Here is a 26,054-nt window from a genome sequence, read left to right as displayed (position 1 = left end):
ATGAAAGAAAAACTACATCGTATTGATTTACAAAATGTACCTAACCACATTGCTATTATTATGGATGGCAATGGTAGATGGGCTAAAAGTAAAGGAATGCAACGTGTTTTTGGTCATCGAAATGCATTAACAGCTATTAGAGAAACTGCAGATACTGCCTCAGAATTAGGAGTAGAATACTTAACTCTTTATGCTTTTTCAACTGAAAACTGGAATCGACCAAAACTAGAAGTAGATGCTTTAATGAGCCTCTTGGTTACTACCTTAAAAAAAGAACTTCCTGAATTTCAACGTAAAAATGTAAAGATAAATGCTATTGGTAATTTAACCAGTTTACCTAAAAATGCTCAAAAAGTATTAGCTAATGTTATCGACGCTACAAAAAACAACACCAAAATTACATTAACCTTTGCTTTAAGCTATGGTTCAAGGGAGGAAATTGTTAACGCTATCAAAAACATAACCAAAAAAGTTGTTAATAACGAGATAGAAATTGAAAAAATTAACGATAAAATTATAAATAATCATTTATATACGTTTAATTTGCCCGACGTTGATTTAATGATACGTACAAGTGGGGAACAAAGAATAAGCAATTATTTACTTTGGCAAATGGCTTATGCTGAATTGTATTTTACAGATGTATTATGGCCTGACTACAGAAAAGAACATCTTTATGATGCAATAATTGATTATCAAAATAGAGAAAGAAGATTTGGAAAAACCAGTGAACAGATTGAAACCAATGAATAAATATTCGTATTTACTAGTATTTTTTATCACCTTTTTAACGGTGAGCACACAAGCACAAGACGTAACACCAAAAGATAGCATTGCTACCAATATTATATCCTACGAAAAAGGAAAAGAGTATATTTTAGGAGGTATAACTGTAACAGGTTTACAAAAATTTAGTGAGCAAACCGTAAAAGTTTATACTGGACTTACAGAAGGGCAAACTATTAAATTACCTGGAGATAAACTTACAAGTGCCATTAAAAAACTATATGAAAGTAAACAATTTAGTGAAGTAGATGTATACTTATCTAAGCGTGACGGCGAAACTGTTTACCTACAATTCGATGTAACTGAATTACCTCAATTAACTGATGTTACCTTTTCTGGCATTAGTAATTCCAAAGCTAAAGAACTAAAAAAGGAAACTGATCTTAAAAAAGGAACTATGGTTACTGATAACCTTATCGTAACCACACGAAATTTTATAAAGAAAAAATACACTGACAAAGGTTTTCTTAAAACAAAAGTTTCTTTAGATACTAAAAGAGACACTTCTGATGTAAATACCGTAAGTATGGCTGTTTTTATTGACAAGGGTGACCGAGTAAAAATTAAAAACATCAACTTTACTGGAAATAAGGCCATGTCCGATGCTACTTTACGTAAAGCGATGAAAAACACGAAACGTAAACTTTTAGGACGTTTCTGGAAAGCTTCAAAATACATACTAGACGACTATAAAACTGACTTAGAAAGCATTCTTGAAAAATATAGTGAAAATGGATATAGAGACGCTCGTATCTTATCAGATAAAGTTGTGTGGAATGATGATAATACAATTAATATAGAAATTGATTTAGAAGAAGGTCGTCAATACCGATTTGATGAAATTCTTTTCATAGGAAACAAAAAATACACTGACGAGCAATTAAGTAATTTATTACGAATTGAAAAAGGAGATATTTACAACGGAAAAGTATTAAAAGAACGTATTTCTGGTGATGGAACTCCTAACTCTCAAGATATTCAAACTTTATATCACAATAGTGGGTATTTATTTTCTCAAATTAACGCCATTGAAACTAAAGTAAAAAATGACTCAATTACTGTTGAGGTTCGTATTAGAGAAGATGATCCTGCAACAATTAAAAGAGTTACTGTTAGTGGTAATGAAAAAACAAATGATCATGTAATTTTTAGAGAACTACGTGTAAAACCAGGAGATTTATTTAGTCGTGAAAATATTATTCGTTCTATTCGAGAAATCGGACAGTTAGGGTTCTTCGACACTAACGTAAGTCCTGATGTAAAGCCTGATTATCAAAATAAAACTGCTGATATCGAATTTTCAGTTGTTGAAAAAGGAGGAAGTCAAATTGAGCTTCAAGGAGGATATGGTGGAGGATCTTTCATTGGTACTTTAGGCCTTTCTTTTAACAACTTCTCTTTTAGAAACATATTTAATAAAGAAGCTTACAAACCATTACCTATGGGAGATGGACAAAGTTTATCTTTACGTTTACAAGCAAGTAGAACATACAACACTTATAGTTTCTCTTTTACTGAGCCTTGGTTAGGAGGTAAAACACCTCAATCATTATCTTTCTCTGTATATTTATCAAACCAATATCGTTTTGATTACACAACATATGATGTAAATAAAAATGAAAGTTTAAGTATTATAGGAGCCTCTATAGGTTTAGGAAAGCGCTTAAAGTGGCCTGATGACTACTTTTCTCTTTCTCAAAACATTAGTTACCAAAGAATAGAACTACAAAATTATGGTTATCGTGTAGGATCGTCAAATGATATACTTAGTCAAGGAGATTTAAACAACTTAGCCTATAGTGTTGCATTAAGCCGTAACTCTGCTGGTCCAAGTTTAATTTTCCCTACCTATGGTTCAGAGTTTACTTTACGTGCTAAAGCTACTTTTCCTTACTCTTTAGTTAATAAAAAAGACTATACCGAGCCAGAAAACCCTACATTAGACCAAAGACAAGCATATTTAGCAGATAAATATAAATGGTTAGAATACTACAAGATTTCTGCTAAAGGAAAATGGTATACATCCCTAGCTAATAAATTAGTTTTAATGTCTAATTTTGAAATGGGATACTTAGGAAAGTATAACAATGAATTAGGATTAACTCCTGTTGAGAGGTATTTTGTTGGTGGAGATGGTATTGCTCAAGGTCAATTAGATGGTCGTGAAACAATTGGTTTAAGAGGCTATGAAAATAACCGAATCTCTTCTTTAGACGGAGGTTCAATTTACAATAAATTTCAATTAGAGTTACGTTATTCTATAACTGACAAACCCTCAGCATCTATTTATACTTTAGGATTTTTAGAAGCTGGTAATTCTTATGACAATTTTAGTACTTTTAATCCGTTTAAATTAAAACGTTCAGCTGGAGTAGGTGTTCGTATATTTATGCCTGCATTTGGTTTATTAGGTATCGATTTCGCACATGGATTCGATCCGTTACCAGGTTTAACTGAAAAATCAGGTTGGCAAACGCATTTTATAATTGGAAGACAGTTCTAAAACCGCAGATTTATAATGTGTCTGGGTTTTGGCACGGTTTTTTCTAAACACATTATACAAGATGAAAAAAAATATTTTATCACTCGTTCTTTTACTTATTACAAGTATAACTGTTGCCCAAAAAAATCAACGTATTGCATACATTGACATGGAATATATTCTTCAAAATATTCCAGAATATTTAGATGCACAAAACGCATTAGATGCTAAAGTTGAAAAATGGAAAACAAAGTTAGACAAAGAAGCTCGTGCTATTGAGGTTTTAAAAACAGATCTTTCTAACGAAAAAGCAATTCTGACAAAAGAATTAATTGAAGAACGTGAAGAAGATATAACTATTAAACAAGAATCTCTAAGAAGGTTAGAGTCTTTATACTTTGGTCCTAATGGAGATATGTACAACTTAAGAAAACAATTAGTTAAACCTGTACAAGATCAAGTATACAATGCAGTACAAACAATAGCTTCACGAAAACAATATGATTTTGTTTTCGACAAATCAAGTGAATTGGTTATGTTGTATTCCAACAAAAAACACGATATTAGCGACCTTGTTGTACAAATGATTAGTATTGATCAGAAAAGACAAGCTAAAAAAGATAAAATTGAAGCTAAAAAAGAATTACTTAAAAATGACAATTTAAGTGATGAACAAAAAGAAAAAATACAACAAAGGGACGATCTTCGTAAAAAGAAAGAAGAGGATAGACTTGCTAAAATTAAACTAATTGAAGAAAAAAGACAACAACGTTTAAAAGAAAGAGCAGATAAAAGAAAATTATTACAAGAAAAAAGAGCTGCCTTATTAAAGGCTCAAGAAGAAGCAAAAAAGAAAAAAGAACAAGAAGCTGAAGAAAACAAATAAATCAAGAATAAAGAACATTAATTAAATTAAAACAAAGATGAAACATTTAAAAACGTTATTATTAGTTGCAATTTTTACTGTTGGATTAGGTGGTGTGGCAAATGCGCAAAAAACTGCACATATTAACACAGATAAATTATTAGCTGAAATGCCTGCAACAAAAGCTATGAAAGCAGAGTTAGAAAAGCTAAATAAAACTTACCGTGACGACATTGAATCTATGTACAAAAAGCTAGAGGCTAAGATGAAAAAATACGAAGCTGAAGGTAAGAGTCAAACTCAAGAAGTAAACCAAAAAAGAGCTGTTGAAGTTCAACAAGACAGATTAAAAATTAGTCAAGCTGAGCAAACTGCAGGTCAAGAAATGCAAAAGAAATATCAAGAGAAAACTATTCCTATCTTACAAAAAGCTGAAGATGCTATTAAGGCTGTAGCTGCTGAAAAAGGAATTATCTATGTTTTTGATGCTGCTCCTGGTAAAGGGTTAATCGTTTACGAAAAAGGAGAAGACATCTATGATGCAGTAAAAGCTAAATTAGGTTTCTAATAAATAACAAAATATTTTATATAAAAATCCTGCTGAAAACAGCAGGATTTTTATTTTTGTTATACTTATGAAAAGCAAACAACACCCTATCGGTATTTTTGACTCTGGTATAGGAGGAACTTCTATTTGGAAAGAGATTCACCAACTTTTACCCAATGAAGATACTATTTACCTATCTGATAGTAAAAATGCTCCTTATGGCCAAAAATCAACACAAGAGATAGTTGATTTATCTATAAAAAACACTAAATTCTTAATAGATAAAGGTGCCAAAATTATTGTAGTTGCTTGTAATACTGCTACAACCAATGCTATTCAACAATTGAGAGCTAATTATGATATTCCATTCATAGGTATAGAGCCCGCTATAAAACCTGCTTCTTTAAAAACTAAAACTGGTACTGTTGGCATATTGGCCACAAAAGGAACACTAAACAGTGCTTTATTTGAAAAAACTACGTCTAATTTGAGTGATGAAATTACTATTGTTGAACAAGTTGGTGAAGGTTTAGTAGAATTAATTGAAAATGGCAAGATGTATTCCGAAGAAATGACTTCTTTGCTTAAGAAATACATACATCCTATGTTAGAAAAAAAATGTGACTATATTGTTTTAGGTTGCACACATTATCCATATTTACTTCCTCAAATACGAAAAATAACTGGTGATAATGTTCAAATTATAGATTCAGGTGAAGCTGTTGCTAAACAGGTTAAAAATGTACTATCACAACAAAACCTTGTTAATGATATCGCTAATAAATCATCAAATGTATTCTATATAAACAAGGATAAGTCTGTTTTAGAAAACATTCTTAAAGATTATAAAAATTGTAAAATTGATTTTTTAGATTTTTAGTAGGTAAAACTTCCGTTAATATTTGGACAAGCTGCTGCCCTTCTTTTTGTACAGAAAAGATTTACTCCTAAAGATAATTGGTGAAACCCTCCATTAGAAAACACTATATCTCCTGTTTGTTGAGTATACGTATAAGCAAACATCCAATTTTTATAATTTACTCCTGCAATTGGTGTAATGTATTGAGAATTTCCAAAAACACTACTATCAAAACTTCTTCTATAGGATAATGCCGCCCACAACTGCATATTATCTAATGTTTTGTATACTTTAAAATTTATATCTCCTATTTTTTCTTGAGTTTGTTCTTTAAATTGAAACATAAAAGATGGCTCAAATTGTAACTTTTCTCTATCGCCAAAAAAATAACCTCCTCCTAAAATATAATTTCTAAGATTTGGTGATTCAAAATTTGAGTTTAAGTTATTTTTTGCTGATAAAAAGATATTCTTTATAGTGAAATAAGATGATAGTCCATTTTTATGATACGCCATACCAAAATCAGCATTAAAATAGAAATCACTTTCTATAACCTGACTTACAGCAGGGTCATTTACAAAGGTTCTTTGGTCTCTCTCATTCTGAACTACAGAAAAAGATAACCCAAAAGATAACTGATTAAAAAGATTTTCATTCCCCATATCTATATGATACGCATAGGTACCTTGAATTCCTTTTTGTGAATGATACCCATTTTTATCGTTAAAGAGAATTACTCCTAATCCAGTATTTGAGTACTCACCTAATTTTGTGTGAAAACTCGCTGTTTGCAAAGCAGGAGCATCATCTACCCCTAACCATTGTTGTCGTGCTGTTAATCGTATTTTACCGCAATCTCCAATTCCTGCAGCTGCAGGATGCAATAAATATACATTATCTGATAAATAATCAGCATAAATAGGTAAAGTCTCTTGTGCAAAAACTCCAGTATAAGTAAATGATACTAATAGTGTTAAATAAGTAATTCTTTTTCTAATAAACATAACTTGACAATAAAGATTTCAAATATAGTTAAGAGATTTAAAAATTTGTGTTAATTTTTGAAAATTAAGATTATTATATATTGTTAAAGGGCAATTTTTATCAATTATTCTTTCTAAACTTTGAAGGATTCATGTTTTTTACCTCTTTAAACTTCCTATTAAAATTAGAAAGATTATTGAAACCACACTGATAAGCTATTTCACTAATTCCAATACTTTTATCCGAACTCAATCGCTTACACGCATTTTCAATTCGTAATTCATTTAAAAAAGTAAAGTAGGTTTTATTTGTTCGTTGTTTAAAATATCTACAAAAAGCATTGGGAGTCATGTTAGCCTTTTCTGCAATCTCGTACAAATCAATATTTTTATCAAAATTATTCATTGTAAAGTCCATAACATTACGCATTCTCTTTCCTTCATTATCTGTGTATCTCCTTGGATATACAAAACTTGCTAGCTCAGTTGTTTTTGAGTTTACTACTATTTTTAAAACTTCAAGCAGCCCTATAAATCGATTAAGATTCGTAGATTTTTGTAAACCTAAAAATATCTTCATCACTTCACTTCTATTTTCAACAAGTTTAAATCCTGATATTGATTTTTCAAAAAAAGTGATTAACTCTTTAAAGTCATCCAATAAAAAAAAGTCTTTCCCAAAAGAACTCTTTGTAAAGAATAATGAAATCATGAAAGATTCTTTTATAACAGAAGCATCGCTTTTAAAAACATGTGGCAAGTTACTTCCTATAACTAGAACATCTCCCGATGAATATTTGTTAATTGTATCACCTACAATTAACGTTCCTTCTCCTTTTACAATAACACATAACTGAATTTCTTCATGTTGATGGAACTTATCATAAAAATACTTCTCTCTATCTTCTTGATAAATTAGTCCAATGTTTTGAGTTTTTGGTATTTTAAAGGGTAAAACTTTCATTGATAAATTGCTATTCTTATTCAAAAATATGCAAATACTATTAATATAATAAAACAAATACATTGTATAGGTTAATATAGTATTATTATATGGTAATTTCAAGTTAAAACTCTCTTTATCTTACACATAACTTTGTAATGAAAAAACAATATCACAATGAGTATAAATTGGAAAGGTGTAATGCCAGCGGTTACTACAAAGTTTACAAATGATGATACTTTAGACTTAAATATGTTTGAAGTAAACATTAAAGCACAATTGGAAGCAGGCGTGCATGGAATTGTTTTAGGAGGCACTCTAGGGGAAGCCAGTACATTATCTGATGATGAAAAAAGAACACTAACTAGAACAACCGTTAACTTAGTTAACAATCAAGTTCCTGTTTTAATAAATATTGCTGAACAAACTACCAAAGGAGCTATTGAAGCTGCTCAAAAAGCGGAAGAAGATGGTGCTAAAGGTTTGATGATGCTTCCTCCTATGCGCTATAAAGCAGGAGATAGAGAAACTGTTGAATATTTTAAAGCAGTAGCTAACAATTCATCACTACCAATTATGGTATACAATAATCCTGTAGATTATAAGATTGAAATTACATTAGATATGTTCGATGAGCTTTTGAAGTGTGACAATATTGAAGCTGTAAAAGAATCAACCCGAGATATTTCAAACGTTACAAGAATTAAAAATCGATTTGGTAATCGATTAAAAATAATGACAGGTGTTGATACCTTAGCTTTGGAAAGCTTATTAATGGGTGCTGATGGTTGGATTGCTGGTTTGGTTTGTGCTTTCCCAAAAGAAACTGTAGCAATTTATGAATTGCAAAAAGCAGGTCGCATTCAAGAAGCATTAGAGATTTATCGTTGGTTTTTACCATTGTTAGAGTTAGATATAAATCCTAAATTAGTACAAAATATTAAGTTAGCTGAAGTGGCTACAGGTATTGGAACTGAAAATGTACGAGCTCCTCGATTACCTTTAATAGGTGAAGAACGTAAACATGTTTTAAATATATTAGAAACTGGATTAAAAAACAGACCAACACTACCTGATTATAAAGCTTTAGCTACTTACTAATTAACTCTCTACCTCATTAAAATATGATTACAGGAAAAAACTATATAGGAAATCAATTATCCTCTTTAGGAAGTACAACATATAAAACATTCAATCCCGAATTAAATCAGGAAAATGAAGTCGTTTTTACTGAAGCTACTTCTGAAGAAATTAACGAAGCTGTCAATTTAGCCTCAAAAGCGTTTAAAAAGTATAGAACTATTTCAGGTGAAAGAAAAGCTGAGTTTTTGAATGCTATTGCTGATGAAATTTTAGCCTTAGACAATGAATTAATACAAACTTATTGTTCTGAATCTGGTTTACCAGAAGGACGCGCAAAAGGAGAGCGAGGAAGAACTGTATTTCAATTACGTTCATTTGCTGATTTGGTTAAAGATGGTTCATGGGTAGAAGCTACTATTGATACTGCTATACCTAATAGAGAACCAAACCCTAAATCAGATTTACGTAAAATGAATATTCCGTTAGGTCCTGTAGTAGTTTTTGGTGCTAGTAATTTCCCTCTTGCTTATTCTACAGCAGGTGGAGATACAGCAGCTGCTTTAGCAGCTGGCTGTCCTGTTATAGTGAAATCACATCCTATGCATGCTGGTACTGGTGAACTTATAGCTTCTGCCATAATTAAAGCAGCAGAAAAAACAGAAATGCCAAACGGTGTATTTTCTAACTTAAATTCGAGTGGTATAGAAGTGGGACAACAATTAGTTACTCACCCAAAAGTAAAAGCTGTTGGTTTTACAGGAAGTATTAGAGGTGGTAGAGCTTTGTTAGATTTAGCTGCAAAACGTGAAGAACCAATTCCTGTATTTGCAGAAATGGGTAGTATTAACCCAGTAATTATGCTTCCAAAAGCATTACAAAATAGAACTGATAGTTTAGCTAATACCTATGCTAATTCTATCACTTTAGGTACTGGACAATTTTGTACCAACCCAGGTTTAATTCTAGGGTTAAAAGGAGAAAATTTAACAAACTTTATTAACTCATTAGCTCAAAAGATTGTAGAAATCAACCCTAGTTGTATGTTACATCCTAATATTATTGGAGCATATGAGAATAATAAAACTAAAGCTCTTAATCAGGAAGGTTTAACATTAGTAGCTACATATGAAGAAAGTACTCAACCTAACTATGCTGCACAAGTAGTTACAACTGTTGAAGGAAAAACATTTTTAAATAATCCAAACTTACATCAGGAGGTATTTGGACCATACTCTATGGTTGTGCAATGTGAGAATGAAGAACAATTAGAAGAAATTATTTCAAATTTAGAAGGACAACTTACTGGAACTGTAATTTCAGATGATAATGAAGTAGTAAACTACCCTACTGTAATTGCTGCCTTACAAAACAGGGTTGGAAGAATTATTTTTAACGGAGTTCCAACAGGTGTTGAAGTTTGTCCTTCAATGGTACATGGAGGTCCATATCCAGCATCTACAGACAGTCGATTTACAGCTGTTGGAATAAACTCTATTAAACGTTGGGTACGACCATTTAGTTATCAAGATTGGCCCAACGATTTGTTACCAGATGAACTAAAAAATGAGAATCCTTTGCAAATTTTACGTTCTGTTAACGGTACGCTTACAAAAGAACAAGTGAAATAATAAAATTTTAATAATTTCTTTAGAAAATATCAGACCTCAAAAACTTATTTTTGAAACTGGCTAAAGAAATTGAAAAAAGCCAGCTTTGTGTTTCCCTAAATAGAAAAATTTGAAGGGTTTTTTCTACCAAAGAATACAAGCTGGCGATTCAATTTAGCATGAGAAAAACTTATTTTTGCGTTGATGCACACACCTGTGGAAATCCTGTAAGAGTTGTTGCAGGTGGTGGTCCTAACTTAGTAGGAACCAACATGAGCGAAAAACGTCAGCATTTTTTAAAAGAATACGACTGGATTCGCAAAGGTTTAATGTTTGAACCTCGCGGACATGATATGATGAGTGGTTCAATCTTATTCCCTCCTCACAATCCCGAAAACGATTTTGCTATTTTATTTATTGAAACTTCTGGATGTTTACCCATGTGTGGGCATGGAACTATTGGCACAATCACTATAGCTATTGAGGAAGGATTAGTTACTCCTAAAGTTCCTGGAAAAATTAAAATGGAAGCTCCCGCTGGTTTGGTTGAAATTGAATACCAACAAACTGGTAAAAAGGTAGATTGGGTTCGACTAACCAATGTAAAAAGTTACTTAGCAGCAGAAGGTTTAACTATAGATTGCCCTGAATTAGGAGAAATTACTTTTGATGTTGCTTATGGCGGAAACTATTACGCAATTGTAGACCCTCAAAAAAACTTTTCAGGAGTTCACAATTTTACTGCTTCTAAAATTATTCAATACTCACAAGTTGTTAGAGAACGAATCAATGAAAAATATCCTGATCAATTTATTCATCCAGAAAATGATACTATTAGAGATGTAACTCATATGTTGTGGACAGGTAGCCCTATTGACCCTACTTCATCAGGAAGAAATGCTGTTTTTTATGGTGATAAAGCAATTGACAGAAGTCCATGTGGTACAGGAACCTCAGCACGTTTAGCACAGTTATATGCTAAAGGAAAGTTAGAAGTTCGCGAGGAATTTATTCACGAAAGTTTTATAGGAAGTAAATTTATTGGTCGAGTTGAAAAAGAAACTACTTTAGATGGTAAGTTAGCCATTGTTCCTAGTATTCAAGGATGGGCAAAAGTATATGGGTACAACACCATCATTATCGATGATGAAGATGATTCTTATGCTCATGGTTTTCAAGTTATTTAATATTTTATAAGCAACGAATTATCATCTCGAGCGTAGTCGAGGGATCTTTTATGAGTAAAGAAATTATAATCATTGGTGGTGGAATTATAGGTTTAAGTTCCGCATATTACCTTCAAAAAGAAGGACACAAAGTAACTGTAATTGAAAAATCAGATTTTTCATCAGGAGCTTCATTTGCTAATGCTGGGATTATTACTCCTAGTCATATAGTTTCTTTGGCAGCTCCAGGAATGATTTCCAAAGGGTTAAAATGGATGCTTAGTTCTACTAGTCCATTATCTATTAAACCTCGTTTAGATTATGACTTCTTACAATGGGCTTGGTTTTTTAAAAAATCTGCAACACATACAAAAGTAGCTGCTTCTATTCCTGTTATTAAAGACATTAATTTATTCAGCAGAGAATTATACGAAGAAATAAAGGCTTCTAAAGATTTTGACTTTCATTATCAGCATAAAGGATTGATGATGTATTATAAAACTGATAAAATGGGAGAAGAAGAATGGAATGTTGGAAAGCTTGGCATAAAAGAAGGGTTGAAAGTTGAACATTTAACTAAAGAAGAAACTCAAAAACTCGAACCTAATATTCAATTGAATATTAAAGGAGCTGTATATTATCATTCTGATGCTCACATGACTCCAAGTGAATATATGAAACAACTTAAGTTGTACTTAGAACAAAATAATGTTACCTTTTTGTCTAATGAAGAAGTTCTAGATTTTCATGTTTCTAACAATACAATAAAATCAATCAATACAAAAAACAACACGATTGTTGCTGATGAATTTATTTTAACCACTGGATCTTGGACACAGAAGCTAGCAAAAAAATTAGGAATTAATATTCCTGTGCAAGCTGGTAAAGGTTATCGGATTAATGTAAAAAACGATACTGGTATTACAATTCCTGCCATTTTAACGGAAGCTAAAGTTGCAGTAACTCCAATGAATGGATTTACACGTTTTGGAGGTATGATGGAAATTGCTGGCATCAATAACAAAATAAATAAGAAGAGAGTAAATGCTATCGTTAACGCTAGTAAAAGTTATTACAACAATTTAAACATTAATCAAAAAGAAATAGATAATGTTGAAAGTGGCCTACGCCCATGTTCTCCTGATGGTTTGCCCTACATTGGTAAACTTTCAAAAATTAAAAATGTAACCGTAGCAGCTGGTCATGCTATGATGGGGTGGAGTTTGGGACCTGCAACAGGTAAATTAGTTTCTGAAATTATTTCTGATAAAAAAACAAGTGTAAATATTACCCCTTTTAATGTTGAACGTTTTGCATAAAAAAACTCAAGAGTAATTAAACTCTTGAGTTTTTAAAACAACAAAATAGCAGACATTTACATGTCATCTTTATAAACTTTATCTATAAATTTTGAGATTAATAATCTCGCAACTCCCATATAACTAGGTCTAAATTTAATTTTATCACCTACTTTATACTTTACGTTTCCTGATTTGTCTTTATTAGTTCCAACATCAATTACTAGCATATCAGAAGTAATTCCAACAAAAGAAATATCTTTATCTTCAACTTCAATATCATCTTTATCTACATCTAACAGACCAACATCTAAAATTGCTTTATAAGATGTTTCTTGTACATTGCTCTCATCATAATCAGTTGTATGCCCAATATTCGCATCGTTTATAATACCATCTGGTACTAATTTTTTTTCTTTCAACTCTATAATATTAGCATAGAACTCAAATGTTTCGGTGTGTAGGTTTTTAAACTGCTTGTTTTCTAGCGGACTTAAACCAAAAAATGCAGCCTCCCCAATTCTAAAATGATTAATCTCTTTAGGAACAATTTTATTTTCTATCAATGGTAAAGTAATCGAAGTTCCTCCTGAAACATATTTTAATTCTTTATTGAATTTTGCTGAAATCAGTTCTTTATATAGTGATAACTGCAATAATTTATCATACGTAGGTTCTACACCATACATACAACCAAGATTTGAGCCAATACCAATCACATCAATATTTGATAAATTGAATACCTTTTCATAAAAATCTAAAATATCATCTCTTCTTACACCTTCTCTTAACTCACCTAATTCAATCATAATAATGATTTGATGAACTTTATTTTTCTTTTTAGCTGCTTGATTTAAAGCCTCTATGGTAGACAGTGAACTATTCAAAGATATATCTGCATATTCAACTACTTCATCAACATAAACTTCTGCAGGAGGTTTTATATAAATGGTTCTTAAATCTGGATTTACTGCTCGTAAGTTTCTTAAACTAGTTAACCTAGAATCTCCTACCGAATTTATATTCTTAATTACATCTTTAGTTAATATAGTTTTCAAAAACGTTTTATCTCCTGAAAACACTTTAGTAACTAAACTCCACTCTATATCATTTGATTTAAAAAAGTCGCTTAAATCTTTTATATTCTGTTTTATTCTTTCAGAATGTATTATTAATTCTGCCATATTATTTTGTTATAATTCTTGGTAAATTATCTGGTAATTTAGTTAGTAACTCGTAATTGATTATCTGTATGTAATCGTTAAATGATGATACTGTAATTTCTCTGTCTCCTTGATCTCCTATTAATACAACTTCATCTCCTTTTTCAACATTGTCTGCATAAGTTACATCAACTGCCATCATATTCATATTAACAGTTCCAATAATATTATGTCTTTTTCCTCTAATTAAAACTTTACCTCTATTACTTAACGACCTACTATATCCTGATGAGTATCCTACTGGTACAATTGCTATTTTTATTTCATGATTGGTAAAAAATGAGGTTCCGTAACCTACAAATTGACCCGATTTTACAGTCTTAACATCCATTACCTGGGTTTTCCATGAGATAACCCTTTGTAGAGGTGATTCAAAAATTCTATGCTTATTTAAATAATGGACAAGGATTTCTTTTGTAGGGAAAAAACCAAACTGTAAAATCCCTATTCTCACCAAGTCATATCTAGTTTTAGGATATCGAATACTCGCGGCTGAACTTGCCAAATGAAAATCAGGATTTAAAAATTCATGCTGATTTATTTTATTTATTGTCTTCCTAAACTTCTTTTGCTGATCGGTAATTCTTTTGTAGTTTGAAATACTTTCTGCTCCAGCCAAATGAGAACAAACTCCTTTCACAACAAGGTGTTCTATATTTTCTTGAACATATTTCAAAACCTTAGCTATATCTTTTAAAATAAACCCTGTACGGTTCATTCCTGTTTCTATTTCTATATGAATTTTTGCTGAAGTTTTAAGTTTCTTAGCAGCTTCAACAGCAACTTGTAACCTATCATTTTCAAAAACATAAAACTCTATATTATTTTCAACAGCCCATTCTATTTGACTATTGTGAATCATTCCCATAATCATTATGGTAACATCCTTTTGAAGCAATGTTTTCTTTACTTCATAAGCTTCATTAGCATCAGAAACACTAAAATGTCGAACTCCATATTTATAAGCTAAACTACAGTAAGTTCTAATTCCGTGACCATAAGCATTTCCTTTTACTACAGAAGAAAATGTCACTTCATTACCTAGATGATTTTTAATAAAATCGATATTGTTTTTAATTGCCGATTCGGAAATTTCTATAAAAGATGTGTGTGTCATGAATCTAATACCTCCTTTGCTATGCTATAAAATAAGTGAACTCCTGTCATCGTAATATCATCAGGAAAATCATAATCAGGATTGTGTAAAGCAGGTGAGTTTTTTCCAGCACCTAAACCAAACATTGCTCCTTTATACTTTTGAGTAAATAATCCGAAATCTTCTCCCCATTTAAATGGAGTTTTAATTTCATTAATTGATAAATTTTGTTTCTCTGCAGATTTTTTTATGATTGAAATAGCTTCATCATCATTTGTATTTGAATAAAACTCTTCAAACCACGAAGCTTCAATTTTAAGTGAATATTTTTGCTCTAATTGAGCTAAGAATTTCTCTAACTTTTTTCTTTTTTCTTCAATCAGTTTCGTATTCCAACTTCTTAATGTAAAATGAACTTCTCCATATCCTGCTGAAACTCCGTATGCTTTTTCTCCCATAGTTACATAAACTGGAGTTATCAAAATAAAATCAGGTGAGTCTGGTAAGTTTTTACTCTCTTTTTCAGCAAAAGTTAATATTGTAGCAATTGCATTAGCAGGATTGTATCCTTTTTCAGGTTCTGCAGCATGCGCTGTTTTTCCTTTGAGTTGAATTGCTACACTTTTTACATTACTGGTAAATATTTCACTTTTAACCACTATTTCATGCTTTTCGAAACCTGGTAAATTGTGTAAAGCAAAAGCAAAATCTATGTTTGTATTTTTGAAAAAAGGATCGTTTAAAACCATTTCTGCTCCATTACCATTTTCTTCCGAAGGTTGAAAAAGTAGCAATACTTTTCCCTTCTCAATTGGATATTTTGTTAACCTATTTGCAACTCCAAGTAATATAGCTGTATGTCCATCATGCCCACATTTGTGAGAAACTCCTTTGTTTTTTGATTGATGTTGAAACGTATTTACTTCTTGAATAGGTAACGCATCAATATCAGCACGTAACATGATGGTTTTACCATTTTCTTTTCCTTCAAAAACAGCTACTAGTCCTGTTTGAGCAACTTCAACAATTGTACATGAGGCATTATTAGTTAAAAATGCCTTTATCTTTTTTTGAGTTTCATATTCTACTCCAGAGATTTCTGGATGTTGATGTAACTCTTTTCTAACTTTTTCTAAACTCTTTTGTAAAGCTTCCACTACTTTTCTTTTCTAGTAAATTGAATTATAGAAAATACCAAAGCTGATAATGTAATTCCGAAGAAGTTAGCATCTAAACCGAATGGTAATTTCACCTCTAAGATAATTAATATTAAAGTAGTAAGTCCACCTATAATCATCGCATAAAAAGCCGCTGTTGATGATGGTTTTTTTAGCACTAATGTACCTAAAACAGGCACTAATAAACCAGATACCATAAAGGCATATGAATACAGCATTAACTCTAATACATTTTGCATCATGGTAGCCAACAGAATAGCTAGACCTCCTATAAAAAATGTAATAATTTGCGAGTTTTTTATACTGATACTTTTCTTAAAATATCCAAAAATATCCGTTGTTAAATTTCCTGAAGCTGCCATTAAACAACTATCTGCAGTTGACATAATTGCTGAAAAATAAGCTGACATCATCAATCCCATTAACCCTACTGGTAAAATACTTCTTAACAACAATGGTAATCCTAATTCTGCATCCATTTCAGTACCTGGTGCGTACCCTATTGACGAAAACATTCCTTGTTCAAAAGCAACTCTGGAGAATAACCCTAAAGCAACTCCCATAAAAGCCATAATTGGATATTCAAACAACCCCGCTATTTTCCATGCTTTTTTGGCTGTTTTTTCGTCTTTACAAGCATAAATTCGCTGATACAAGGTCATTCCCACGAACCAAATAGGCACAATGGTAATAATCCAGTTAAACATATCAATAAATGTTATGTTTGATAACGATAAAAAACTTGCTGGTAAAGTTTCTTTAATAGCAGTCCACCCTCCTATTTCGATAAAACCAATTGGAATTCCTATACCAATCAATCCTACCATTAAAATTATCCATTGAATGGTATCGGTATAAATTACTGCTTTAATTCCTCCAATAACAGTGTACACCACCGCTATAACTCCCATAATTAAAACTGCGTCGGTTATAGAAATTGACGGAAATGTAGCAGATGCTAGTTTTGCTCCTGCTAATATTTGTGAACTTGTAAAACCTATATATCCTATAAGAGAAATGATTCCTGCAATTAAAGCCACTTTTACATTATAATGGTGTGCTAACGATTGAGGAAAAGTTAAAAAGTGATTTTTTTTCGCTATTGGATATACTTTTGGGATTAAAAAAACGGCGCTTATCCAAGCACCTAACAATCCTGTAAAAAGCATCCAACTACCGGAGAGTCCCATTAAAAAACCAAGACCTCCTAACCCGATAGAAAAACCTCCACCAACATCTGTTGCAACAACAGATAACCCAATGTGGCTCGCAGACATGTTTCTTCCTCCTACATAGTAATCGTCTTTTGATTTGTTTTTATTCATGAAGTACACTCCTACTCCAAGCATAAAAATTAAATAAGTAATAAATATGAGTAGATCAATAAAATGTATATCCATAAATTATTTTTCTTGTTCTAGCAAAAACCGTTCTTTGTATTGAGCTTTTTTTAACTGCTCTCTTTTACTTGCTGATGGTTTTGTGTATTCTTTTCTTTCTCTTATCTCTTGCAATACTTTTGTATTTCTGTATTTTCTTCTATATCGTTTAATGGCTCTATCAATATTCTCGCCTTCTCTTACCTGTATTATTAACATATATATTGTTTTTTTAATTCATATTTTGATTCATTAACCTAAGTACGTTTGCAATACTTTAGTTCTTGATCTTTGTTTTAACCTTCTGATTCCCTTTTCTTTAATTTGACGTACACGCTCTCTTGTTAAATCAAATGTTTCTCCTATTTCGGTCAAACTCATAGGTCGGTAATTCTCTAATCCATAAAATAGTTTTATGATGTCAGATTCTCTTGGAGATAGCGTTTCTAAGCTTCTACTAATCTCTAACTGTAACGATTCTTGCATCAACTCTTTATCTGGCTTAGGAGCTTCTGAAGCCCTTATAACATCGTATAAGTTTGATGTTTCTCCTTCCTTTAAAGGTGCATCCATAGAAATATGTCTTCCTGAGTTTTTCATAGATTGTTTCACATCGGAAACTGTCATATCTAACACCTTAGCTATTTCTTCGGGAGTTGGCATACGCTCGTTACTTTGCTCTAACTTAGATACAGCTTTGTTTATTTTGCTAATACTTCCAATCTTGTTAAGTGGTAATCTTACCACACGTGATTGTTCTGCCAAGGCTTGTAAAATTGATTGACGTATCCACCAAACTGCATAGGATATAAACTTAAATCCACGAGTTTCATCAAATCGTCTTGCTGCTTTTACCAAACCTATATTTCCTTCGTTAATTAAGTCAGAAAGACGCAACCCTTGATTTTGGTACTGTTTAGCTACCGAAACAACGAATCGTAAATTTGCATTTACCAAGGTTTCTAAGGCTCTTTGGTCTCCTGTCTTGATTCTTTGAGCTAATTCAACTTCTTCATCAGCAGTAATCAAGTCAATTTTCCCTATCTCTTGTAAGTATTTTTCAATAGATTTTGATTCTCTATTGGTAACTTGTTTTGTTATTTTTAACTGTCTCATATTATCGTTTTAGTCTCATTTCTAAGTACGGAGTCGTAAACCCTAGTTTTTCATATAAAAACTTAGCTGGATTATCTTTTTCTACGTGTAAAGCAATGTCTCCCTTACAATTTTCAATGGCATGCTTCATTATCTTTTTACCAAGCCCTTTCCCTCTATAATCTTTATGAGTAGCGATGTAAACCAAAATATTCTCAGGTATATATTCATCCATTCCTGTTTTATTAATCACTACTGCTCCTACAATTTTATTTTTATCTTCTATTGTAAACACATAACCTCCTAACCCAGTTCTTTCTTTTGCGGCGTAGTCTATAGCCTTTCGAATGGCTGTTTTAGCATCTCCATAGTTTTCAAGATGTGTGTATAAAAAATTCGTTACTCTTTCCATTTCAAGAGGTGTTATACGATTAAAAGCATCGTAAGTGTGTACTGTCATAATTTGATTTTTATAAATAGGTATTGAGTTTAACAACAAACAACTTCAGCACTTTTTATTGAAGTTTTTAAGAGTTGTAACAGCCTATTTGGGGTTTATTTTTTTTTAGCGCAGTATATACTTTTGCGAAAAGTGTACGAATATGCCAAATAGCTATTCGTAAGAACCGAATATTTTTCAGCTCTATCAATTTAGATAGAACTTAAAATAATGCAAATACGTTTGAAATCTTTTCCTTTTTAAGAAAAGCAATAAATTAGAATCCTGGTGGAATAAACTTGTCCGACTGGTTTCGGAACACAAGGAAGTTGAATGTAAAAACTCGTTGATTTTTTTTCTCGTGTGTAGTATCTACCATATCGTACAAAGGTAAGAATTATACGGCAAATTTCAAAATGAGCCTAGAAAAGAGCTTTTTACATTAAGCAAGTTTTCTTCAAAAGAAAAAAGCACCTTAAAAATTAAGGTGCTTTTGAGTTGTATTTATTTGTTGAAGTTGGTAATTCCTTCTTCAAGCCAGTTGAAATATTCATCTGCATCTGGCATGTAGCCTACAGGATCTGATATGTTTGATTCATCATGATTCATCAATACATAAAACGGTTGTGAGTTGGCTTTATACTTAATAGTTTGTAGTTCACTCCACTTTTGTCCGATGTACTTTAATTTCTTTCCTGGATTCAGTTTCGACTCTACTACTTCGTCATCTTTTAACGGACGTTTGTCGTCTACATACAAAGAAATTAATACTACCTTGTTTTTTAAAACATCCAACACCTTTGGTTTTACCCATACGTTTTGTTCCATCTTCCTACAGTTTACACAAGCATGCCCTGTAAAATCTAACATCACTGGTTTGCCTACTTTTTTTGCATAAGCTAATCCTTTGTCATAATCGTGAAACGATATGATATCATGAGGAGGCATTAAATGTGCTCCTTCAGGTAAAGCTTCGTGATTGTCTTGCTGAACACTTGCTGTTCCCTTTTTTGTAAATCCAACCCCGTAAGGTGATTCACTATAATGTTGTGGTGGAGGGAACGCACTAATTAAGTTTAGTGGTGCTCCCCAAAGCCCTGGAATCATGTAAATAGTAAAGGATAAAACGATCAATCCTAAACTTAATCTTCCTACGGAAATATGACTGATTGGACTATCGTGTGGTAATTGTATTTTTCCGAAGAGATAAAAAGCTAATGCTCCGAAAATAGCTATCCAAATAGCAATGAACACTTCTCTTTCTAATAAGTGTAATTGTAATACTAAATCAGCATTTGATAAGAATTTAAATGCTAAAGCTAACTCTAAAAACCCTAACACTACTTTTACAGTATTTAACCATCCTCCTGATTTTGGTAATGAGTTTAACCATCCTGGGAAGGCTGCAAATAAAGCAAATGGCAACGCAATAGCTGATGAGAACCCTAACATCCCTATAACTGGAGCCAAACCTCCAATTGAAGCCGATAAAACAATGATATTCCCTACAAATGGTCCTGTACATGAAAAGGACACTATCGCTAAAGCTAATGCCATAAAAAAGATGCCTATATAACCTCCTTTATCTGCCTTACTGTCTATCTTATTAGCCCAAGAATTTGGAAGCATTATTTCAAAAGCACCTAAAAAGGATACTGCAAATATTACTAATACAACAAAAAATATAAGATTAAAAGTTACACTTGTTGAAAACTCATTTATTGCACTTGCTCCAAAAATAGCTACTACTGCTGTTCCTAATAAAACATAAATAATTATAATTGAAGCCCCATAAATTAAGGCATTCCTTATTCCTTGTGTCTTATTTTTACTTTGTTTCGTAAAAAAACTTACCGTCATTGGTATAAGGGGAAATACACAGGGGGTAAATAACGCCACAAAACCAGCTCCCAAGCCTAATAAAAAAATAGTCCATAAACCTTTCTTCTCTTCTTTTTTGGTTTCTTTTGAAGCTACTTGGTCTGTTGTTTTCGTTTCTTTTGTTGCTTCAGCAGAAGCTGTTACTGCTGTAGCTTTCGTTAAATCGAACGTTAAATCTACTTCTTTTGGAGGCAGACACATTTCATCAGTACAAGCAATAAACTCCACAAACGCGTTAATTTGTTTTACACTAGCATCAGCTAACTCTATTTCTTGCTTAAAAACTGCTTTCTTAGCAAAGGATTTAATATTCATTCCTTCTTCACCAAAAAGGGTAGTAAACTTAATTACTCCTTCAGGTTCAGAAGTGTTTCCTACGATTTTAATTTTTCCTCCTTCATCGTCATAAGTAAAGGTCGTTGGAATTGGACCTCCTTTCGGAACTTCTTGTGCATACAAATGCCAATCGCCTTCAATAGCAGCTGTACTTACTAAATTATAGGTTGTTTCTGAAACTTTTTCGACACTTGTTTTCCATTGAATAGGGTCATGGATTTGACCAATAGCTGAAAACCCAACAGTAAAACAAAGCAAAAATGCTAGTATTTTTTTCATCATGTTAATGGGGTAAGGGGATTAATTTACATTGAAAACTAGTTCTACTTCTTTTGGAGGCAAGCAGTTTTCACCTGTACAAACCATATATTCTACAGTTCCTTTAACTGTAAATTTTTCAGCAGATTTTAAACGAATTTTTTGAGTAAAAACAGCTTTGGTATCGAAGTATTTAATTTTCATTTCAAAAATAGGATCGTCAACTACATGTCCTTCTGGCTCTGTTGTATTCCCTTTTTTCAAGTAACGAGAATCTCCTTCAAAAGTAAATAACGTAGGAATTGGCCCGCCTTTTGGGATTTCTTGCGAGTACAAGTGCCAATCTTTTTGAATTGTAGCAACAGCTACTAACTCTGCTTCTTTATCGGAGATCTTTTTTACTGAAGTACTCCATTTTACAGGATCATGAACCTGAGCATAAGAAATACTACCGATAACAAACAACAAGATAAAAAGTATTTTTTTCATTGGTTTTAATTAGTTGTATTATGTTTGATTGGTAAATGTAATGTCTTTATCTACTAAAACACAAAAGATTAAAAAAAGTTTAACATTCATTGATAAATAGTACAAAACAAAAAAGAGCACTCGTTTCTGATTGCTCATACTTAGACAAAAAAGAGAAGTGCCTTACTAAGTCTTTATTTCCTTGAAAAAACTTATTCTATAACATATTCTTTAACCTCACCACATACTGCTTTAAAACTTGTAGTATCATATTTTTCTCCTGTTGATTCATTAATCAATACAAAAGAACTATTGAAAGCATCACTTGTAGGCAGATAGTTTATAATTTTTGTTTCATTACTTTCAATTACTCCTACATTATGCCCTAAAATTTTAACATAATAATTATCTATATTCTTGTTGAGTATTTTAATAGTTCCCGTCTCATAAACACTAACTCTTAATGTGCTTAATTCTCTCTCATCCGAATCTTTTGGGGTAATAGTATATAATTCTTCAAACCCAAAATCTATACTCAAATAATTATTACTACATTCTTTTCTTACATCTATGTAGTATTTTTGATCAAACCTTACATTATTGGTAATTTCTACTTCACCTTCTTCATCTGTAATTCCTTCAGCTATTACATTAAAATTATTTTTTAAATCTAATAGGCTCTCATAAACCAAAACTGTGGCATTAGCTACTTTTTCACTTGGTGCAGTATTATCAATCCAAGTATTTTTTACTTTGACTATTAATTTTGGTTTTCTTTCATTCTCCAATTCATCTTCACTATTGCAAGACAGAAAAACTAAACTCAAAACAATTAAACTTAAAGCTGTTACTTTTTTCATAAAATTTTTATTCATATCTAAACTAATCCTTAATAGTATTAAATGCTTTTTCAAAAATGACACTTTTAACTTCTTAAAAATATCTAATAACAAAAAAGAGCAACCATTTCTGATTGCTCTTATCTAGTAGCGGGAACAGGACTCGAACCTGTGACCTTCGGGTTATGAGCCCGACGAGCTGCCTACTGCTCTATCCCGCGATTTGCGGTTGCAAAGATACGTACTTTTCTTTCTTTTCTCCAAATAAAAAAGCATTTATTTTTAAAATATTTTTTAAACCCCTCTATAACAAGCTCATAAAAATCAACAATTCTTGCTCAAAACAACCTATCTTTGCCCTATGACACATAAAGCAGGATTTGTAAATATTATCGGAAACCCTAATGTTGGGAAATCAACCTTGATGAACGCATTGGTTGGTGAAAAATTATCTATCATTACTTCTAAAGCACAAACTACAAGACATCGTATTTTGGGAATTGTAAATGGTGAAGATTATCAAATTGTGTTTTCTGATACTCCTGGAATTATTAAACCTGCTTATGAGCTGCAAGAATCTATGATGGATTTTGTAAAATCGGCTTTTGAAGATGCCGATGTACTCATTTACATGGTAGAAGTAGGCGAAACAGAATTGAAAAATGAAGCGTTTTTCAATAAAATCATCAACAGTAAAATTCCTGTAATTTTATTATTGAATAAAGTTGACAAATCGACTCAAGAAGAAGTTGCGGCTAAAGTTGACTATTGGAAAAAGAAAGTTCCTAACTCTTTTGTGTATGTTATTTCTGCTCTTGAAAACTTTAACGTGGAGAGCGTTTTTTATAAAATTATTGAGCTTTTACCTGAGTCCCCTGCTTTTTACCCAAAAGATCAATTAACTGACAAACCTGAACGTTTTTTTGTGAATGAAAAAATTCGTGAAAAAATTCTTCAACACTATAAAAAAGAAATTCCTTACTCAGTAGAAGTAGAAACTGAAAGTTTTGTTGAAGAAGATAATATCATAAAAATCCGTTCTGTTATTATGGTAGAGCGTGAAACTCAAAAAGGAATTATTATTGGACATAAAGGAAGCGCCATTAAACGTGTTGGAACTGAAGCTCGAAAAGACCTTCAACAATTTTTTGACAAAAAGGTCTTTTTAGACCTGCATGTAAAAATCAATAAAAATTGGCGTTCTAACGATCGTCAATTAAAGCGATTTGGCTACAAAGATTAATGTTCTTTAATGGTTCGCAACAATTGCTTGGTGTACTCTTTTAGTTCATCCATTTGTTTTTTTCCTGTTGATTTTCCTAGGCTACCAACTAAATAAAGTGCTACCCAAACAATAGGTAATACGACCAACATTACTATGGGCAACATACTAATTTGTTTTAATGACCAATTGCTATAAGCAACAATTCCAAAAATTACAAATGCTGTACCCACCAAAAAATGCAAAAACATAAAAAAAGTCCATACTTGAGGCTTTGGACCAAATAATCCTTTAATATGTGAAGTACTTTCAGAAGTTTCTTCTATTTCAATATGTAGTTGTGGAGACCATAAATGCGATTCCTTTTCAGGCACATCAACCACAACATGATTATCTACAACCTTCATTTTATACTTAGAAACATCGTTTAAATGCTTCTTAATTTCTTCCAATAAAACCTGTGAATTCATCTCGAATTCCAACTGAAATCTCGGTTTTAAAAAAATCTGGTTGTATAATTTATCATCCATCAAAATAAAATATTAAATGCCAACAATATAGCAAAAACTATATACTATCTAAAATTCATCATAAATCATTTGCTAAATTGTATCTTTGCACAAATTTTTTTGCAAAATGAGTATTATTGCGATTGTTGGGAGACCAAACGTAGGTAAGTCTACCTTATTTAACCGACTAGTAAAGCGTCGTGAAGCTATTGTTGATTCTGTTAGTGGAGTTACTAGAGATAGACATTATGGAAAATCTGAATGGAACGGAAAAGAATTTTCTGTAATTGATACTGGTGGGTATGTAATTGGTTCTGATGATATTTTTGAAGGAGAAATACGTAAACAAGTTCAGTTAGCTATTGACGAAGCTGATATTATTGTTTTTGTAGTTGATGTTGAACAAGGAATTACACCTATGGATGCTGAAGTTGCTAAAATTTTACGTCAGGTTGAAAAACCTCTATTCATGGCAGTAAACAAGGTTGATAATGCGATGCGTGATGCAGATGCTGTAGAATTTTACAATCTTGGATTAGGTGAATACTATACGATTTCTTCTATTAACGGAAGTGGAACTGGTGAATTACTAGATGCTATTGTTGAAGAAATTCCTGAACCAGATGAAAATGAAGATAAACAAGACGAATTACCTCGTTTTGCTGTTGTTGGGCGTCCAAATGCTGGGAAATCATCTTTCATCAATGCTTTAATTGGCGAAGACAGAAATATTGTAACCAATATTGCTGGAACGACACGAGATTCTATCGATACTAAATACAATCGTTTTGGATTTGAATTCAATTTGGTTGATACAGCTGGAATCAGAAAAAAATCAAAAGTAAAAGAAGATTTAGAATTCTATTCGGTAATGCGTGCTGTTCGTGCTGTTGAACATTGTGATGTTGCCGTATTAGTTATTGATGCTACACGCGGATTTGAAGGTCAAGATGAAAAAATATTCTGGTTAGCCGAGAAAAACCGTAAAGGAATTGTAATCTTAGTTAATAAGTGGGATTTAGTTGAAAAAGAAACCAATACCATGCGTGATTTTGAAGCTAAAATCCGCCAAACTATTGCTCCTTTTACTGATGTTCCAATTATTTTTATTTCTGCGTTAACTAAACAACGTATTTTTAAAGCTATTGAAACTGCTGTTGATGTTTTTGAAAACAGAAAACGTCGTATTCAAACAAGTAAGTTAAACGAAACGATGTTGGAGATTATGGAACATAATCCACCTCCAGCAACCAAAGGTAAGTTTATTAAAATTAAATACTGTATGCAATTACCTACGCATACACCACAGTTTGCATTTTTTGCTAACTTACCACAATATATTAGAGATCCTTACAAGCGTTATGTAGAAAATCAATTACGCGAACACTATAATTTTAACGGAGTTCCAATTAGCATTTATTTCCGTCAAAAATAATTTTAACAAAAATTAACTTCCAGAAAGTAGTTTTTTCTCTTTATTTGTAGCCAATTGAAAATCAAATTGCTATAAAA

At 31.8% G+C, this 26,054-nt stretch carries 24 protein-coding genes and 1 tRNA gene; 11 read left to right on the top strand and 14 right to left on the bottom strand.

Features of this window, described 5'->3' with window-relative positions:
• From N534_RS0110060 to murI, 5 genes are all read left to right on the top strand, one after another.
• Positions 1-753, top strand: coding sequence for an isoprenyl transferase (locus tag N534_RS0110060; protein WP_028892368.1), 753 nt, complete (start codon positions 1-3; stop codon positions 751-753).
• The gene (gene bamA / locus N534_RS0110055; protein ID WP_028892367.1) at positions 746-3,289 is read left to right on the top strand and encodes an outer membrane protein assembly factor BamA; all 2,544 of its coding nucleotides are present in this window, start codon (positions 746-748) and stop codon (positions 3,287-3,289) included. Before N534_RS0110060 ends, bamA begins: the two co-directional genes overlap by 8 nt.
• 61 nt (positions 3,290-3,350) lie before the next feature.
• Complete coding sequence (locus N534_RS0110050; protein WP_028892366.1) at positions 3,351-4,154, top strand: OmpH family outer membrane protein; 804 nt, start codon at positions 3,351-3,353, stop codon at positions 4,152-4,154.
• 37 nt (positions 4,155-4,191) lie between these two features.
• Entirely contained in the window at positions 4,192-4,701 is a 510-nt protein-coding gene (locus tag N534_RS0110045) for an OmpH family outer membrane protein (protein WP_028892365.1), read from the top strand.
• 67 nt (positions 4,702-4,768) lie between these two features.
• Positions 4,769-5,560 (top strand): glutamate racemase, encoded by a 792-nt coding sequence (gene murI, locus N534_RS0110040; protein ID WP_028892364.1) that lies wholly within the window; start codon positions 4,769-4,771, stop codon positions 5,558-5,560.
• On the opposite strand, the gene N534_RS0110035 is transcribed toward murI, so the two are convergent.
• A complete protein-coding gene (locus N534_RS0110035; RefSeq protein ID WP_028892363.1) occupies positions 5,557-6,543 on the bottom strand; it encodes a type IX secretion system membrane protein PorP/SprF in 987 nt (328 codons plus the stop codon). The genes murI and N534_RS0110035 overlap by 4 nt on opposite strands.
• A gap of 100 nt (positions 6,544-6,643) precedes the next feature.
• Entirely contained in the window at positions 6,644-7,486 is an 843-nt protein-coding gene (locus N534_RS0110030; protein WP_028892362.1) for an AraC family transcriptional regulator, read from the bottom strand.
• 156 nt (positions 7,487-7,642) lie between these two features.
• Here N534_RS0110030 and N534_RS0110025 point away from each other — a divergent pair, with 156 nt between their 5' ends.
• The 4 genes from N534_RS0110025 to N534_RS0110010 all read left to right on the top strand — a co-directional run bounded on the left by N534_RS0110025 (position 7,643) and on the right by N534_RS0110010 (position 12,640).
• Complete coding sequence (locus N534_RS0110025) at positions 7,643-8,566, top strand: dihydrodipicolinate synthase family protein (protein ID WP_028892361.1); 924 nt, start codon at positions 7,643-7,645, stop codon at positions 8,564-8,566.
• A gap of 23 nt (positions 8,567-8,589) precedes the next feature.
• Positions 8,590-10,176, top strand: a complete 1,587-nt coding sequence (locus N534_RS0110020) for an aldehyde dehydrogenase (NADP(+)) (RefSeq protein ID WP_028892360.1) — start codon at positions 8,590-8,592, stop codon at positions 10,174-10,176.
• Between the two features lie 158 nt (positions 10,177-10,334).
• Complete coding sequence (locus tag N534_RS0110015; RefSeq protein WP_028892359.1) at positions 10,335-11,342, top strand: 4-hydroxyproline epimerase; 1,008 nt, start codon at positions 10,335-10,337, stop codon at positions 11,340-11,342.
• Between the two features lie 50 nt (positions 11,343-11,392).
• Positions 11,393-12,640 carry an FAD-binding oxidoreductase gene (locus N534_RS0110010; RefSeq protein WP_028892358.1) on the top strand — a complete coding sequence of 416 codons (1,248 nt, stop codon included), beginning with the start codon at positions 11,393-11,395 and terminating at the stop codon, positions 12,638-12,640.
• 56 nt (positions 12,641-12,696) lie between these two features.
• Here N534_RS0110010 and N534_RS0110005 read toward each other — a convergent pair whose 3' ends face one another.
• From N534_RS0110005 to N534_RS0109955, 11 genes are all read right to left on the bottom strand, one after another.
• Positions 12,697-13,803, bottom strand: coding sequence for an alanine racemase (locus tag N534_RS0110005; protein ID WP_028892357.1), 1,107 nt, complete (start codon positions 13,801-13,803; stop codon positions 12,697-12,699).
• Position 13,804: 1 nt separating this feature from the next.
• On the bottom strand, positions 13,805-14,959 hold the full coding sequence (alr, locus tag N534_RS0110000; RefSeq protein WP_028892356.1) for an alanine racemase: 1,155 nt from the start codon (positions 14,957-14,959) through the stop codon (positions 13,805-13,807).
• Positions 14,956-16,095 (bottom strand): amidohydrolase, encoded by a 1,140-nt coding sequence (locus tag N534_RS0109995; protein ID WP_028892355.1) that lies wholly within the window; start codon positions 16,093-16,095, stop codon positions 14,956-14,958. The genes alr and N534_RS0109995 overlap by 4 nt, the downstream gene beginning before the upstream one ends.
• Positions 16,095-17,516 carry a sodium:solute symporter gene (locus N534_RS0109990; protein ID WP_028892354.1) on the bottom strand — a complete coding sequence of 474 codons (1,422 nt, stop codon included), beginning with the start codon at positions 17,514-17,516 and terminating at the stop codon, positions 16,095-16,097. The genes N534_RS0109995 and N534_RS0109990 overlap by 1 nt, the downstream gene beginning before the upstream one ends.
• A gap of 3 nt (positions 17,517-17,519) precedes the next feature.
• Positions 17,520-17,714 (bottom strand): 30S ribosomal protein S21, encoded by a 195-nt coding sequence (gene rpsU, locus N534_RS0109985; protein WP_028892353.1) that lies wholly within the window; start codon positions 17,712-17,714, stop codon positions 17,520-17,522.
• A 33-nt stretch (positions 17,715-17,747) separates the two neighbouring features.
• Positions 17,748-18,611 (bottom strand): RNA polymerase sigma factor RpoD/SigA, encoded by an 864-nt coding sequence (locus N534_RS0109980; protein ID WP_028892352.1) that lies wholly within the window; start codon positions 18,609-18,611, stop codon positions 17,748-17,750.
• 1 nt (position 18,612) lies between these two features.
• Positions 18,613-19,050 carry a GNAT family N-acetyltransferase gene (locus tag N534_RS0109975; RefSeq protein ID WP_081728309.1) on the bottom strand — a complete coding sequence of 146 codons (438 nt, stop codon included), beginning with the start codon at positions 19,048-19,050 and terminating at the stop codon, positions 18,613-18,615.
• Between the two features lie 483 nt (positions 19,051-19,533).
• Positions 19,534-21,525 (bottom strand): protein-disulfide reductase DsbD, encoded by a 1,992-nt coding sequence (locus N534_RS0109970; protein WP_028892350.1) that lies wholly within the window; start codon positions 21,523-21,525, stop codon positions 19,534-19,536.
• Between the two features lie 21 nt (positions 21,526-21,546).
• Complete coding sequence (locus tag N534_RS0109965) at positions 21,547-21,993, bottom strand: protein-disulfide reductase DsbD domain-containing protein (RefSeq protein ID WP_028892349.1); 447 nt, start codon at positions 21,991-21,993, stop codon at positions 21,547-21,549.
• A 191-nt stretch (positions 21,994-22,184) separates the two neighbouring features.
• The gene (locus N534_RS0109960; RefSeq protein ID WP_038005900.1) at positions 22,185-22,832 is read right to left on the bottom strand and encodes a hypothetical protein; all 648 of its coding nucleotides are present in this window, start codon (positions 22,830-22,832) and stop codon (positions 22,185-22,187) included.
• A gap of 127 nt (positions 22,833-22,959) precedes the next feature.
• Positions 22,960-23,032, bottom strand: a tRNA-Met gene (locus N534_RS0109955).
• Between the two features lie 140 nt (positions 23,033-23,172).
• On the opposite strand from N534_RS0109955, the gene era reads away from it, so the two are divergent.
• Positions 23,173-24,054: a GTPase Era gene (gene era, locus N534_RS0109950; protein ID WP_028892347.1), complete on the top strand. Its 882-nt coding sequence runs from the start codon at positions 23,173-23,175 to the stop codon at positions 24,052-24,054.
• Here the strand turns inward: era and N534_RS0109945 are convergent.
• Positions 24,051-24,563: an ABC transporter ATP-binding protein gene (locus N534_RS0109945; protein WP_028892346.1), complete on the bottom strand. Its 513-nt coding sequence runs from the start codon at positions 24,561-24,563 to the stop codon at positions 24,051-24,053. The genes era and N534_RS0109945 overlap by 4 nt on opposite strands.
• 106 nt (positions 24,564-24,669) lie before the next feature.
• Between N534_RS0109945 and der the strand changes: the two genes are divergently transcribed.
• Positions 24,670-25,977: a ribosome biogenesis GTPase Der gene (gene der / locus N534_RS0109940; RefSeq protein ID WP_038005898.1), complete on the top strand. Its 1,308-nt coding sequence runs from the start codon at positions 24,670-24,672 to the stop codon at positions 25,975-25,977.
• Positions 25,978-26,054 lie beyond the last annotated feature (77 nt).

The sequence above is a fragment of the Tenacibaculum sp. 47A_GOM-205m genome, assembly GCF_000518405.1.
Classification (GTDB): domain Bacteria; phylum Bacteroidota; class Bacteroidia; order Flavobacteriales; family Flavobacteriaceae; genus Polaribacter; species Polaribacter lutimaris.
Note: the sequence above shows the minus strand (reverse complement) of the source record. Positions and strands in the feature narration are given on the sequence as shown.

Bases quoted from the DNA above. Each gene is read 5' to 3' on its own strand.
- N534_RS0110060 (WP_028892368.1), top strand. From the start codon at position 1: ATGAAAGAAAAACTACATCGTATTGATTTACAAAATGTACCTAACCAC.
- bamA (WP_028892367.1), top strand. From the start codon at position 746: ATGAATAAATATTCGTATTTACTAGTATTTTTTATCACCTTTTTAACG.
- N534_RS0110050 (WP_028892366.1), top strand. From the start codon at position 3,351: ATGAAAAAAAATATTTTATCACTCGTTCTTTTACTTATTACAAGTATA.
- N534_RS0110045 (WP_028892365.1), top strand. From the start codon at position 4,192: ATGAAACATTTAAAAACGTTATTATTAGTTGCAATTTTTACTGTTGGA.
- murI (WP_028892364.1), top strand. From the start codon at position 4,769: ATGAAAAGCAAACAACACCCTATCGGTATTTTTGACTCTGGTATAGGA.
- N534_RS0110035 (WP_028892363.1), bottom strand. From the start codon at position 6,543: ATGTTTATTAGAAAAAGAATTACTTATTTAACACTATTAGTATCATTT.
- N534_RS0110030 (WP_028892362.1), bottom strand. From the start codon at position 7,486: ATGAAAGTTTTACCCTTTAAAATACCAAAAACTCAAAACATTGGACTA.
- N534_RS0110025 (WP_028892361.1), top strand. From the start codon at position 7,643: ATGAGTATAAATTGGAAAGGTGTAATGCCAGCGGTTACTACAAAGTTT.
- N534_RS0110020 (WP_028892360.1), top strand. From the start codon at position 8,590: ATGATTACAGGAAAAAACTATATAGGAAATCAATTATCCTCTTTAGGA.
- N534_RS0110015 (WP_028892359.1), top strand. From the start codon at position 10,335: ATGAGAAAAACTTATTTTTGCGTTGATGCACACACCTGTGGAAATCCT.
- N534_RS0110010 (WP_028892358.1), top strand. From the start codon at position 11,393: ATGAGTAAAGAAATTATAATCATTGGTGGTGGAATTATAGGTTTAAGT.
- N534_RS0110005 (WP_028892357.1), bottom strand. From the start codon at position 13,803: ATGGCAGAATTAATAATACATTCTGAAAGAATAAAACAGAATATAAAA.
- alr (WP_028892356.1), bottom strand. From the start codon at position 14,959: ATGACACACACATCTTTTATAGAAATTTCCGAATCGGCAATTAAAAAC.
- N534_RS0109990 (WP_028892354.1), bottom strand. From the start codon at position 17,516: ATGGATATACATTTTATTGATCTACTCATATTTATTACTTATTTAATT.
- rpsU (WP_028892353.1), bottom strand. From the start codon at position 17,714: ATGTTAATAATACAGGTAAGAGAAGGCGAGAATATTGATAGAGCCATT.
- N534_RS0109980 (WP_028892352.1), bottom strand. From the start codon at position 18,611: ATGAGACAGTTAAAAATAACAAAACAAGTTACCAATAGAGAATCAAAA.
- N534_RS0109975 (WP_081728309.1), bottom strand. From the start codon at position 19,050: ATGACAGTACACACTTACGATGCTTTTAATCGTATAACACCTCTTGAA.
- N534_RS0109970 (WP_028892350.1), bottom strand. From the start codon at position 21,525: ATGAAAAAAATACTAGCATTTTTGCTTTGTTTTACTGTTGGGTTTTCA.
- N534_RS0109965 (WP_028892349.1), bottom strand. From the start codon at position 21,993: ATGAAAAAAATACTTTTTATCTTGTTGTTTGTTATCGGTAGTATTTCT.
- N534_RS0109960 (WP_038005900.1), bottom strand. From the start codon at position 22,832: ATGAAAAAAGTAACAGCTTTAAGTTTAATTGTTTTGAGTTTAGTTTTT.
- era (WP_028892347.1), top strand. From the start codon at position 23,173: ATGACACATAAAGCAGGATTTGTAAATATTATCGGAAACCCTAATGTT.
- N534_RS0109945 (WP_028892346.1), bottom strand. From the start codon at position 24,563: ATGGATGATAAATTATACAACCAGATTTTTTTAAAACCGAGATTTCAG.
- der (WP_038005898.1), top strand. From the start codon at position 24,670: ATGAGTATTATTGCGATTGTTGGGAGACCAAACGTAGGTAAGTCTACC.